This window comes from Mycolicibacterium baixiangningiae (assembly GCF_016313185.1).
In the GTDB taxonomy this organism is placed as follows: Bacteria; Actinomycetota; Actinomycetes; order Mycobacteriales; family Mycobacteriaceae; genus Mycobacterium; species Mycobacterium baixiangningiae.
In genome coordinates, this window is the sequence record NZ_CP066218.1 from 2,387,384 (window position 1) to 2,399,770 (window position 12,387).

11 protein-coding genes and 1 tRNA gene are annotated in these 12,387 nt (G+C 68.3%); 4 read left to right on the top strand and 8 right to left on the bottom strand.

The annotated features are described in order from the left end of the window. Positions 1-6: 6 nt before the first annotated feature. From I7X18_RS11170 to aceE, 8 genes are all read right to left on the bottom strand, one after another. Entirely contained in the window at positions 7-831 is an 825-nt protein-coding gene (locus I7X18_RS11170; RefSeq protein WP_193048492.1) for an EamA family transporter, read from the bottom strand. 34 nt (positions 832-865) lie between these two features. Next, on the bottom strand, positions 866-2,287 hold the full coding sequence (locus tag I7X18_RS11175; protein WP_193048493.1) for an acyl-CoA carboxylase subunit beta: 1,422 nt from the start codon (positions 2,285-2,287) through the stop codon (positions 866-868). 56 nt (positions 2,288-2,343) lie between these two features. Continuing rightward, entirely contained in the window at positions 2,344-3,597 is a 1,254-nt protein-coding gene (gene kasB / locus I7X18_RS11180; RefSeq protein WP_193048494.1) for a 3-oxoacyl-ACP synthase KasB, read from the bottom strand. A 38-nt stretch (positions 3,598-3,635) separates the two neighbouring features. After that, positions 3,636-4,886 (bottom strand): 3-oxoacyl-ACP synthase KasA, encoded by a 1,251-nt coding sequence (kasA, locus tag I7X18_RS11185; RefSeq protein ID WP_193048495.1) that lies wholly within the window; start codon positions 4,884-4,886, stop codon positions 3,636-3,638. Next, positions 4,883-5,176 (bottom strand): meromycolate extension acyl carrier protein AcpM, encoded by a 294-nt coding sequence (gene acpM, locus I7X18_RS11190; protein ID WP_193048496.1) that lies wholly within the window; start codon positions 5,174-5,176, stop codon positions 4,883-4,885. The genes kasA and acpM overlap by 4 nt, the downstream gene beginning before the upstream one ends. 91 nt (positions 5,177-5,267) lie before the next feature. Beyond that, positions 5,268-6,218 (bottom strand): ACP S-malonyltransferase, encoded by a 951-nt coding sequence (locus tag I7X18_RS11195; RefSeq protein WP_193048497.1) that lies wholly within the window; start codon positions 6,216-6,218, stop codon positions 5,268-5,270. Between the two features lie 128 nt (positions 6,219-6,346). Beyond that, a complete protein-coding gene (locus I7X18_RS11200; RefSeq protein ID WP_193048498.1) occupies positions 6,347-7,633 on the bottom strand; it encodes a PucR family transcriptional regulator in 1,287 nt (428 codons plus the stop codon). A 72-nt stretch (positions 7,634-7,705) separates the two neighbouring features. Further along, positions 7,706-10,495, bottom strand: coding sequence for a pyruvate dehydrogenase (acetyl-transferring), homodimeric type (gene aceE, locus I7X18_RS11205; protein ID WP_193048499.1), 2,790 nt, complete (start codon positions 10,493-10,495; stop codon positions 7,706-7,708). A 223-nt stretch (positions 10,496-10,718) separates the two neighbouring features. Between aceE and I7X18_RS11210 the strand changes: the two genes are divergently transcribed. From I7X18_RS11210 to I7X18_RS11225, 4 genes are all read left to right on the top strand, one after another. Further along, positions 10,719-11,246: an Rv2240c family protein gene (locus I7X18_RS11210; protein WP_193048500.1), complete on the top strand. Its 528-nt coding sequence runs from the start codon at positions 10,719-10,721 to the stop codon at positions 11,244-11,246. 113 nt (positions 11,247-11,359) lie between these two features. Then, positions 11,360-11,785 carry a DUF3052 domain-containing protein gene (locus I7X18_RS11215; protein ID WP_232375456.1) on the top strand — a complete coding sequence of 142 codons (426 nt, stop codon included), beginning with the start codon at positions 11,360-11,362 and terminating at the stop codon, positions 11,783-11,785. 2 nt (positions 11,786-11,787) lie between these two features. Then, positions 11,788-12,252, top strand: coding sequence for a peroxiredoxin (locus I7X18_RS11220; protein WP_193048501.1), 465 nt, complete (start codon positions 11,788-11,790; stop codon positions 12,250-12,252). A gap of 46 nt (positions 12,253-12,298) precedes the next feature. Further along, positions 12,299-12,373: transfer RNA gene (locus tag I7X18_RS11225), tRNA-Val, on the top strand. Positions 12,374-12,387: the final 14 nt, after the last annotated feature.

The following is a 12,387-nucleotide window of genomic DNA, read 5'->3' on the forward strand; positions in this document are numbered from 1 at the left end:
CCACGTTCAGCTCGCGGGCAGAGCCGGCTCCCGCGCGTGGTCGCTGACCACCAGGGCCACCACGACCAGCGCGATACCGGCCAGCTCCGTGCCCGACGGCACCTGGTCGAGCATCAGGAAGCCGGCGAACACCGCCGCCACCGGAAGCAGGGCGAGCAGCAGCGCGAAACGGCCTCGGCCGACCATCCGCAGCACGAGCTGATCCAACAGATAGGGCAGCACGCTGGAGAGCACGGCCAGGGCGAGGACCATCCACGCCACCCGGGCGATCGACTCCGGGGGACGCCCCTGCAGCACCACGACGACCAGCGGCGACGTGACCACCGCGGCGATCGCCCAGCCGACAGCGAGCGAGCTCAGCGAATCGCCGCGGGTCGCGACCGTCTTGCCGAGCACCACGTACCCGGCCCAGAAGGCGGCCGCAAGGAGGGCGAACACCACCCCGAGCGGTTGGGCGGCGAACTGCACGTCGGCGATCAGCGCCACGCCGGCGCCGGCCGCCAGCAGGGAGGCGACCCCGCGCACCGACCGCGATTCGTAGGCGACCACCGCGATCGGGCCGAGGAACTCGATCGCCACCGCGGTACCCAGCGGCAGCCGGGCCACCGATTCGTAGAAGCTGATGTTCATCAACGCCGTCACGACACCGAAACCGCCGGCCAGCAGCATCGGCCGCCCCGTCCAGGCCGCTCGGGTGGGTCGAACCAGCGCGACGAGGATCAGGGCGCTCACCGCGACTCGGAGCCACGCCACGCCGGCGGGTGCGATGGTGTCGAAGAGCAGCACCCCGAACGACGCCCCGACGTACATCGAGGTGCCGCTGAGGATCATCAGCAGCGGCGCGAAAGTGATGACGCGCAGGAGATTACAGCGGGATGTTCTTGTGCCGACCGCGGCGGGCGGGCGCCTCGGCCAGCGCCTGGGTCAGCTTGCTGCGGGTGTGCGCGGGGTCGATCTTCTCGTCCACCACACCGATCTCGATTGCGGAATCCACTCCGCCGGCGATGCGTTCGTGCTCGGCGGCGAGCTCCTCGTGCAGCGCCTCGCGCTCCTCGGGTGCGGCGGCGGCCAGCTTCTTCTTGTGCAGGATGCCGACCGCGGCCTTGGCGCCCATGACGGCGACCTCGGCGTCCGGCCAGGCGAACACCTTCGTCGCACCCAGCGAGCGCGAGTTCATCGCGATGTAGGCGCCGCCGTAGATCTTGCGGGTGACCAGCGTGACGCGCGGAACGGTGGCCTCACCGAAGGCGTGCAGCAGTTTGGCGCCGCGACGCACCACGCCGCCCCACTCCTGATCGACACCGGGCAGATAGCCGGGCACGTCGACCACGACGACCAGCGGGATGCCGAACGCATCGCACAGCCGCACGAAACGCGCTGCCTTCTCGGCGCTTTCGGAGTTCAGGCAGCCGCCGAGACGCAGCGGGTTGTTCGCGAGCACACCGACAGTGCGCCCGGACAGCCGGCCCAGGCCGACCACCATCGACGGCGCCCACTTGCCCTGGAACTCCTCGAACGGCACGCCCTCGTCGAGCAGCGCGGTGATCAGCGGGTGCACGTCGTAGGCGCGCCGCGCGGACTGCGGGAGCAGCGCGTTCAGATCGCTGTCCTGCGCCTCGGCCTTGGTGCGGTCGAAGTGGCCCTGCTGGCTGAACAGGCCGACCAGGCGGCGGCCACGCTCGTAGGCGTCGAGTTCGTCGCTGGCGACGATGTGGCAGACACCGGACTTCTTGTGGTGGGCCTCGGGTCCGCCGAGCGACACCATGTCGACGTCCTCGCCGGTCACGCTGCGCACCACGTCGGGTCCGGTCACGAAGACCTTGCTGTCGGGTGCCATCACGATGACGTCGGTCAGGGCCGGACCGTACGCGGCGCCGCCCGCGGCGAAGCCCACGACCACCGAGATCTGCGGGACGTACCCCGACGCCCGGATCATGGCCTCGAACACCAGGCCGACCGCGTGCAGCGCCTTGACGCCCTCGGCGAGGCGAGCACCACCCGAGTGCCAGATCCCGATGATCGGGCTCTGCTCCTCGATCGCGGTGTCGTAGGCGTTGACGATGTGGCGGCACCCGTCGGTGCCCATCGCGCCACCCATCACGGTGCCGTCCGTGCAGAACGCGATGCTGCGCACGCCGTTGACGGTGCCGGATGCGGCGAGCACGCCGGAGCGGTCCCGCTCGTGCAGCAACTCGACGGTGCCGTCATCGAAGAACGTGCTCAGGCGCAGCAGGGGATCGCGCGGGTCGAGCGATTCACCGACCGCCTCGGGGGCCATGGTCGTCATCTAAAACCTCCTAGTGCCCGTTCCGATGTCAGCTGACTGTCGAGAAGCTGTACGTGCTAGTACTTCCCGAAAGCGAGCGCGACGTTGTGCCCACCGAATCCGAACGAATTGTTGATGGCGTACTGGTAGTTACCGGGCCGCGGAGAGCCTGCGACGACGTCGAGGTCGATCTCCGGGTCCAGGTTCTTCAGGTTGAGGGTGGGCGGGATGACGCCGTTCTTGAGCGCCAGCACCGTGAGGATCGATTCGACCGCGCCGACGGCGCCGACCGAGTGGCCGAGCGCACCCTTGGGCGCGTAGACCGCGGGCTGGTGGCCGCCCATCGCGTTGTTGATCGCCTTGCCCTCGGCGATGTCACCGACACTGGTGCCGGTGGCGTGCGCATTGACGTGGTCGATGTCGGACGGTTGCAGACCGGCCTGCTGGATGGCGCGGGTCATCGCCCACCCGGCCTGTTCACCGTTGGGGTCGGGCGCGACGATGTGGTAGCCGTCCGAGGTGACGCTCGCACCCATGATGCGGGCGAGGATGTTCGCACCGCGTGCCTTGGCGTGCTCTTCGGTCTCGATGACCATCAGCGCGCCGCCCTCGCCGAAGACGAAGCCGTTGCGGTCCTTGTCGAACGGACGGCAGGCACCGGCCGGATCGTCGTTGGTGGTCGACAGCACGATGCGCATCTGCGCGAACCCGGCGATCGGCACGGCCTCGATCCGGGTCTCCACTCCACCGCAGATCGCCATGTCGGCTTCTCCCAGCACGATGTTGCGCCAAGCCTGGGCGATGCCTTCGGAACCGGAGGCACAGGCCGAGACCGGGGTGATGACCCCGGCCCGGGCCTTACGCTCCAGACCCACCGCGGCAGCCGCCGCGTTGGGCATGTACATCTGAACGGCCAGCGGGGAGACGGCTTTGAGGCCTTTGGCCCGCATACCGTCGTAGCTGAACACGAGCTCCTCGGTGGAACCCATGCCGGTGCCGATCGACACCATCAGCCGGCGCGGGTCCACTTCGGGAGAGCCCGCGTGCTCCCAGACCCGCCGGCCCAGCACGGTCGACATCTTCTGCAGATAGGACAGCCGGCGCAGCTCGACGCGCGTCAGCCCACTGTCGAAGTCCTCGAGCAGATGCCCGCCGATCTTGACCGGAAGGTCGTACTGCTCGACGAACGGATCGTCGAGAGTGCGGATACCGCTCTGCCCGTCGAGAAGACGCTGCCAGGTGGTTTCCGCATCGGTAGCCAGAGCGGTCGTCATGGCAACGCCGGTGACGACCACGTCGGGGAAGCCGTTCCCCGTAGCTAACCGTGCCATTACTGCTCCGTTGATCTTTCCGTCGGCCCCTGCGTTACTCAGTAACGCCCGAACGCCAGTGCCACATTGTGGCCGCCGAATCCGAACGAGTTGTTGATGGCGTACTGGTAGTCGCCATACCGTGGCTCGCCCGCAACGACATCGAGATCGATCTCGGGATCCGGGGTCTCGTAGTTCAGTGTCGGCGGGATGACGCCGTCACGCAGAGCGAGCACGGTCAGAATCGACTCGAGCGCGCCCACCGCACCGATGGAGTGGCCGAGCGCCGACTTCGGCGCGTAGACCGCGGCGTGCTCCACACCGGCGACGCGCAGCGCGTTGGCCTCAGCGGTGTCACCGATCGGCGTCGCGGTGGCGTGCGCGTTGACGTGGTTGATGTCCTTGGGGGACAACCCCGCGGTCTCCATCGCACGCTTCATGGCGTGTCCGGCCCGGGCACCGTCCGCCGCCGGAGCCACCATGTGGAACGCGTCGCTGGTGATGCCCGCGCCCATGAGGCGGGCCAACGGCTTGGCGCCGCGGGCCAAGGCGTGCTCCTCGGTCTCGATGATCATCATCGCCCCGGCCTCACCGAACACGAAGCCGTCGCGGTTCTTGTCGAACGGACGCGACGCCTTCTCCGGCTCGTCGTTGCGGGTCGACATGGCGCGCATCATCGAGAACGCCGCGATGGGCAGCGCCTCGATGCCGCCTTCCACACCGCCGACGACCGCGAAGTCCGCGTCACCCATGACGATCTGGCGCCAACCGTGGGCGATCGCCTCCGACCCGGACGAACACGCCGACACCGGGGTGATGACCCCGGCGCGGGCGCCCAGTTCGAGACCGGCGACGGCCGCCGCACCGTTGGGCATGATCATCTGCACCGCGAGCGGGGACACCTTGCGGGGCCCGCCCTCGTTCATCGCGTCATAGGTCTCGACGATCTTCTCGCCTCCGCCCAGACCGGTACCGATCACGACCGCGAACCGGTCTGGATCGACCTCGGGCCTGCCCGCGGTCTCCCACAGCCGGCCGGAGACCAACTTCGACATGCGCTGCACGTAGGACATGCGACGCATGTCGATACGGGTCATGTGCTCGTCGACGTTGTCGACCAGATGACCGCCGATGCGCACGGGCAGGTCCCACTTGGTGACGAAGTCGTCTTCGAGAACGCGGATGCCGCTCTCGCCAGCCAGCAGGCCCTTCCACGTGCTCTCGATGTCCGCGGCGAGCGACGTGGTGGCCTCGACGGCGGTCACCACGACGTTCGGGAAACCGCCGTTAGCAGTGGAAGGCCTGGTCACTGCGAGAACTTATCGCGCAGCGCGGCAGCAGCCTCGGGGTTCTCTTCCTCGAGCTTCTGGATGTAGGCGACCACGTCACCCACGGTGCGCAGACCGGCGAGGTCCTCGTCGGGGATCTTCACGCCGTACTTGTCCTCGGTCTGCACCGCGATCTCCACCATCGACAGCGAGTCGATGTCCAGGTCGTCGACGAACGACTTCTCCGGGGTGACCTCCGACGGCTCGATGCCGGTGACCTCTTCGATGATCTCGGCGAGGCCGGAGATGATTTCTTGCTGAGTGGCGGGCACGATGGCTCCTTCTATATGGGTGGTGAACACGCCTCCGCGGAGCGGAGACTTCTCGGATTCAGACGATCGATATGTGGTTGTCCCGGGTGGGCTACAGCGAGGCGAGCCCATCCAGGTCAGCGGGGGACTTGACGGCGTGCGTCGGAACCCCCCGAAGTTCGCGTTTGGCGATGCCCACGAGTGTGCCCGCGGGCGGGAATTCGACGATCGCGCCGTTCTCGGCGTTCTCGAAGTGCTGCCGCATCGTTGCGGTGCAGAGATCCCAGCGCACCGGCCGGGTCAGCTGAGCGACCAGTTTGTCGATCGCGTCCAATGCCGAGGCTACCGGTTGTCCGTCGGCGTTCGACAACAGCGTCACGGTCGGCTCCGCGGTGGCCACCGCGCGGGCGGCGGCCTCGTAGCCCTCGAGCGCGGACGCCATGTAGGCGGTATGGAAGGCGCCGGCGGTGGCCAGCTTGCGCACCCGCGCCTTGGCCGGGGGATCCTCGGCGAGCTTGTCCAGGGCGGACACCGCGCCGGCGGCCACGATCTGACCGGCGGCGTTGCGGTTGGCGGGCACCAGGTCGAGCGCCTCCAGGCGGGCGAGCACCTCGGCTTCGTCGCCACCGAGGACCGCCGCCATGCCGGTGGGCTCGAGCGCGCAGGCCTTGGCCATCTCGGCGCCGCGGGTCGCGGCCAGCTTGATCGCATCGTCGGCGGAGATGACCCCGGCGATGGCGTAGGCGGCGATCTCACCCACGGAGTGGCCGGCCACGACGGCGTCGGCGGCTGAAGAGCCGGCACCGAACAGGCCGCGCCGGGTGGATTCATCGTGCGCCAGAAGTGTCGCGGCGACGACGAGGGGCTGTGTCACCGCGGTGTCGGTGATCTCCTCGGCGTCGGCGGTGGTGCCCAGCCGGGCGAGGTCCAGGCCGCTGATCTCCGACCACGTCGCCAGGCGCTCCGCGGCGCCGGGCAACTGCAGCCACGGCTCGAGCATCCCGGGCGTCTGTGAACCCTGGCCGGGCGCGAGCAGCGCGATCTGGGTATGCGATTGGGGCATGTCTCTAAGAGAACACTGTGAAGCGGGCTTTGCGCCGTGTAAGAGATTATGAACCTCGTCTTATGTTTTTGTAGCTACTCCACAAAACGGCATCCGAAGCGACCCCACCGAGATCTCGCCGCGACGTGTCACACCGTGCGATAGAGGTTGGGGCTGGCCGGTCGTACCGCCGGGACCTGCACCGATGGCTTGCTTGCGCGGCTGGACTGGGCCGCATGGCGGTGAAGTCGGCCGATTGTCGAGGCCACCCGCAGCACGTACGCATCCCGGGGCAGCGTGGGGTCCCGGCCCGTGAAGTCGGCGATGCGTTTCAGCCGGTACCGGACCGTATTTGGATGAACGAACAATTGCCGTGCACACGCCTCGATCGCGCCGCCGGCATCCAGATAAGCGTCGAGGGTCTCGGTGAGCGCCGGACCCGCGTCACCCAGGGGGCGCATCACCTCCGTCTCCAGCGCGGCGACGGCGGTCGCATCCCCGAGGAGTGCCCGTTCGGGCAGCAGTTCGCGGGCCGAGACCGGGCGCGGCGCGCCGCTCCAGCCGGCCACCGCGTTCATGCCTGCGATGGCCTCGGTGGCGGACAGATGGGCCGATGACAACGTCGGCGCCGTCGGCCCGACGACCACCGGACCGTCGGCGAACACGCCCAGTAGCTCCTTGAGGAAGCGGTCGGTGGGGGACAGCGGGCCGCTGACGATCGCGACCAGCCAGGTGCCGTGCACGTCGGACAGCGCCGCCCGGGCGTGGCGGGTCACGACGTCGCGGACGTCGTCGGAGGCCAGGTCGATGCGGTCGGGGTGGGGCAGGCCGACGAGGACGGTGGCGGGCGCGGTGGCGTCCCAGTTGAGCGTGGCCGCCTGGGACTGCAGTTCCGGCCCGACGTCGCCGCGCACCACCGCGTCGACGACGTTGGCCTCCATCCGGGTGTCCCACGCGCCGCGCGCCTCTGCCGCATCGGCGTACGCGGAGGCCGCGGCGAACGCGAGATCGCGGCTGTACCGCAGGATGCCCGCGGTCAGCGCCGTGACCTGTTCGTCAGAGCGCGCCAGCAGCGGCACCGCCTCTTCGAAGAACTCCATCGTGGTGCGCACCATCTCCACCGTCTGGCGCAGCGCGATGCGGCGGGTGAGGTCCTGCGGGACGACCTCGAAGGCCTTCGCGGTGTAGCCGACGTTGCTCTGCGGGTTGCGCATCCACTCGACGAAGTTGACCACCGCCGTCTGCACCACCAGGTGCACGCTGGCACGCTGGCTGGCTTCCAGGCCGGCGAAGAACGGCAGCCGGTTCTGCATCGAACCCACGGCCTCGGTGGCCAACCGGCCCGAGTACTGCTTCAACCGGCGCAAGACGGAGTCCGGCACGGTCTGCAGGACCTCGACCGTTGAGGCCGGCGGCACATACCGCTTGTCGGTCATCCCTAAAACCTACGCCAAGATTCTGGCGGGTACCTCCAAGCCGCATCTGCTCGCGAAAGAGAACCGCGCCCGTCAGGCCACCCCGGGATCGGAAGTCTGCTCCGGCGCCGCCAGCACGTCGTCGATCTCGTAGCGGCGGGCGGCCTCGGCGGCCACCGACATGTCGATGTTGCCGTCGCGGGCCAGCCCTGCGAGCACCGCCACCACCACCGACTCGGCGTCGGTGTTGTAGTAGCGCCGCGCCGCGGGGCGGGTGTCGGAGAACCCGAAACCGTCCGTGCCGAGCGTGATGTACGTGCCGGGCACCCACGGCCGGATCTGCTCGGGCACCGCCCGCATCCAATCCGAGACCGCCACAACGGGTCCGGACGCATCGGCCAGCGCCGTGGTGATGTACGGCGTGCCGGCCGGGCGGTCCGGGTGGCGCAGCAGTTCCTTCTCGATCGCCACACCGTCGCGGTTGAGCTCACCCCAGCTGGTCACCGACCACACGTCGGCGGCCACGTCCCATTCCTCGGCCAGCATCGCGGCGGCCTTGAGCGCCGACGGCATCCCGACGCCCGAGACCAGGATCTGCGCGGCGTTGGACTTGTCCTCGGGTGCGGTCCGATACCGGTAGATCCCGCGCAGCAACCCCTCGACGTCGAGGTTCTCCGGTTCGGCCGGCTGCACGTACGGCTCGTTGTAGATCGTCATGTAGAAGTAGACGTTCTCGGGGTTTTCGCCGTACATCCGCTGCAGGCCGGACTCGATGATGTAGGCGATCTCGTAGGCGAACGCCGGGTCGTAGGCAACGACCGCCGGATTGGTCGAGGCCAACAGCAGCGAATGGCCATCGGCGTGCTGCAGACCCTCACCGACCAGGGTGGTGCGACCGGCGGTGGCGCCCAGTGCGAACCCCCGGGCCATCTGGTCGGCCGCGGCCCAGAAGCTGTCACCGGTGCGCTGGAACCCGAACATCGAATAGAAGATGTAGACCGGGATCATCGGCTCGTTGTGCGTGGCGTAGGACGTGCCCGCCGCGATGAACGTGCCGACCGAGCCGGCCTCGTTGATCCCCTCGTGCAGGATCTGACCGACTTCGCTCTCTCGGTAGGCCAGCATCAGCTCGGCGTCGACGGAGGTGTAGAGCTGCCCGTTGCGGTTGTAGATCTTGAGGCTCGGGAACCACGAGTCCATACCGAACGTGCGCGCCTCGTCGGGGATGATCGGCACGATCCGGTGCCCGATCTGCTTGTCGCGCAGGATCTCCTTGAACGTGCGGACCGTCGCCATCGTGGTGGCGATCTCCTGCTTGCCCGAACCCTTCTTCAGCGCCTTGTAGGCGTCGCCGGCGGGCAGGGTGAGCGCCTTGGACTTCGTGCGGCGTTCGGGCACGAAGCCGCCGAGTGCCCGCCTGCGGTCGAGCAGGTAGCGGATCTCGGGTGCCTCAGGCCCCGGGTGGTAGTACGGCGGGAGGTAGGGGTTCTCCTCGATCTGGGAATCGCTGAGCGGGATGCGCTGAGCGTCGCGGAAGTCCTTGAGGTCTTGTAGCGCAAGCTTTTTCATCTGATGGGTGGCGTTGCGGCCCTCGAAGTGCTTACCCAGTGTGTAGCCCTTGATGGTCTTGGCCAGGATCACCGTCGGCTGGCCCTTGTGCTCCGTCGCGGCGCGGTAGGCGGCGTAGACCTTGCGGTAGTCGTGGCCACCGCGCTTGAGGTTCCAGATCTCGGCGTCGGACATCGGCTCCACCAGCGCCTTGGTCCGCGGGTCACGGCCGAAGAAGTGGTCGCGCACGTAGCCGCCGTCGTTGGCCTTGTACGTCTGGTAGTCACCGTCGGGCGTGGTGTTCATCAGGTTCACCAGCGCACCGTCGCGGTCGGCGTGCAGTAGCGCATCCCACTCGCGGCCCCACACCACCTTGATGACGTTCCAGCCGGCGCCGCGGAAGAACGATTCCAGCTCCTGGATGATCTTGCCATTGCCGCGGACCGGACCGTCGAGACGCTGCAGGTTGCAGTTGACCACGAACGTCAGGTTGTCGAGCGCCTCGTTGGCGGCCACCTGGATCAGGCCGCGACTCTCCGGTTCGTCCATCTCACCGTCGCCGAGGAACGCCCAGACGTGCTGGTCGGAGGTGTCCTTGATGCCGCGGTCGCCCAGGTAGTGGTTGAACCGGGCCTGGTAGATCGCGTTCATCGGGCCCAGCCCCATCGACACCGTGGGGAACTCCCAGAACTCGGGCATCAGGCGCGGGTGCGGGTAGGACGGGATGCCGCCGCCGGGGTGGCTGTGCTCCTGCCGGAAGCCGTCGAGCTGATCGGCGGTCAGCCTGCCCTCGAGGTAGGCGCGGGCGTAGATGCCCGGCGATGCGTGACCCTGGATGAAGACCTGGTCGCCGCCGCCGGAATGGCTCTTACCGCGGAAGAAGTGGTTGAACCCCACCTCGTAGAGCGCCGCAGAGGACGCGTATGTCGAGATGTGGCCGCCCACACCGACTCCCGGTCGCTGCGCGCGGTGCACCATGATGGCGGCGTTCCACCGGATCCAGGCCCGGTAGCGGCGCTCGACGTCCTCGTCGCCGGGAAACCACGGCTCGAGTTCGGTCGGGATGGTGTTCACATAGTCGGTCGACGTGAGCGCGGGGATGGCCACCCGCTGCTCGCTGGAGCGCTCGAGCAGCCGCAACAGCAGGTAGCGGGCGCGGGCCGGACCGGAGCGCTCGAGCAGCTGGTCGAACGACTCCAGCCACTCGCCGGTCTCTTCCGGGTCGATATCGGGCAGATACGATGCAACACCCTCGCGAATCACCCGAACTCGATCGTGTTCGGCTGCGGCAGAGGAGTTTTGGGCCAGGTCTTGGCGCACGAACTCGGTGGTCAACTTCCGCTCCTTGTCAGGCGGTATCGGTATGCCACGAACGTGAGGGGTTTGTGGCTCCTCACGCGCGCGACACCTTCCATCCTTCCCCCATCGTGCCCCACTCGCACCGCTGGGGGCAGGTGGTCGCAATGAACCCGCGATCGGGCCGGTCAACCGGTAACGTCTGCAGACCGTGCTGATCGGTGGACGGCGCCGGGGGAGGCGACTGCAGGCGGTTGCCCGAATGCTCGGCAGCATCGCCGCGGCCGCCATGATCATCGTCGGCTGCACGTCGGTGACCTCGGGCAGCGGCCAGGTCGACCGTGAGGCGGCCCCGGTGTACCGCGCCTCGGTCTCCGCCTCGATCGAGGAGTCGATCGCCCAGTCGAGCGCCAAAGAGTCCAAGCGGCAGGAGTCGCTGACCACCGCGGCCATCCACACCTCGTGCGAGGACCTCAGCAGTTCGAGCGTGGACGCGATCAACGCCGTCAACGCCTACGTCGACGCGGTCAACGACAGCACCGCCGAGGTGGCGGTGCGCGCCGGGCCTGCGGTGGATTCGCTCAACATCAGCGCGAACCTGGTCAGCAGCGGTATCTCCGACGTGCTCTCCCCGGAACTGCGTGACGCGCTCAACGCCTGGGTGGGTTCCGCACGCGACGTCGCGGGCACGATCATCCGGGATGCGGGACCCGATGAGTTCAACGCCGCGGTGACCCGATTGAACGACTCGCGGGAGGTGGCGCTCGAACTGTGCGACGCATCATATTGACGAACCGGGGCAGCGGCCGCACGTAACCAGTGGGGCACGTGCAACGATAGGGCTCGACAAGAACTGTGCTCGAGAATGTCCGGACCGGACAGCGGGCAGAAGGAGGACCGACGGTGGTGGCGGCGGCGGACGCCCCGAACTACGCCCAGCGAATGGGCATCGAAAACGATCAGGTTGTGCAGGAACTGGGCTGGGACGAGGACGTCGACGACGACATCCGGGCCGATATCGAGGACGCGTGCGGCGGCGAGCTGCTCGACGAGGGGGCCGATGAGGTCGTCGACGTCGTGCTGCTGTGGTGGCGCGACGACGACGGTGACCTGGTGGACGCGCTGATGGACGCCATCACCCCACTCGCCGACGACGGTGTGATCTGGGTGGTCACCCCGAAGACCGGCAAGCCGGGGCACGTCCAACCGGCGGACATCGCCGAGTCGGCGCCGACGGCGGGGCTCATGCAGACCTCGTCGGCCAATCTCGGTGACTGGATCGCCAGCCGGCTGGTGCAGCCCAAGTCCAAGGCGGCGGGGCGGCACTAGGGATGCTCGACGTCGGCACCGAGGCGCCGGACTTCACGCTCAAGGATCAGAACGGCCAGGCCGTCACGCTCAGTGACTTCCGGGGCGCCAAGAACGTGTTGCTGGTGTTCTTCCCGCTCGCGTTCACCGGCATCTGCCAGGGTGAACTCGACGAGATCCGGGACAACCTGCCCACCTACGACAACGACGACACGGTGACGCTGGCGATCTCGGTCGGCCCACCGCCCACCCACAAGGTCTGGGCGACCCAAAGCGGGTTCACGTTCCCGGTGCTGTCGGACTTCTGGCCGCACGGTGCGGTCGCGCAGGCCTACGGGGTGTTCAACGCCGACGCCGGCATCGCCAACCGGGGCACCTTCGTGGTGGACCGGGCGGGCATCGTCCGGTTCTCGGAGATGAAGGGGCCTGGCGAGCCGCGCGATCAGGCGGTGTGGACCGACGCCCTGGCGGCGCTGCGCTCGACCTGAGGCGATTTCCGCCTGCGGCGAGCGGCCGGGTAGCCTGCCCGGCACGGGGCGTGTAGCTCAGTGGTAGAGCTCTGGTTTTACACACCAGCGGTCGGCGGTTCGATACCGTCCACGCCCACCATCGTGTCGGGCTGA

Excerpts from the sequence above, each read along its gene's own strand:
- I7X18_RS11170 (WP_193048492.1), bottom strand. The coding sequence starts at position 831 with ATGATCCTCAGCGGCACCTCGATGTACGTCGGGGCGTCGTTCGGGGTG.
- I7X18_RS11200 (WP_193048498.1), bottom strand. The coding sequence starts at position 7,633 with ATGACCGACAAGCGGTATGTGCCGCCGGCCTCAACGGTCGAGGTCCTG.
- I7X18_RS11220 (WP_193048501.1), top strand. The coding sequence starts at position 11,788 with ATGCTCGACGTCGGCACCGAGGCGCCGGACTTCACGCTCAAGGATCAG.
- I7X18_RS11195 (WP_193048497.1), bottom strand. The coding sequence starts at position 6,218 with ATGCCCCAATCGCATACCCAGATCGCGCTGCTCGCGCCCGGCCAGGGT.
- I7X18_RS11175 (WP_193048493.1), bottom strand. The coding sequence starts at position 2,287 with ATGACGACCATGGCCCCCGAGGCGGTCGGTGAATCGCTCGACCCGCGC.
- kasB (WP_193048494.1), bottom strand. The coding sequence starts at position 3,597 with ATGGCACGGTTAGCTACGGGGAACGGCTTCCCCGACGTGGTCGTCACC.
- I7X18_RS11210 (WP_193048500.1), top strand. The coding sequence starts at position 10,719 with ATGCTCGGCAGCATCGCCGCGGCCGCCATGATCATCGTCGGCTGCACG.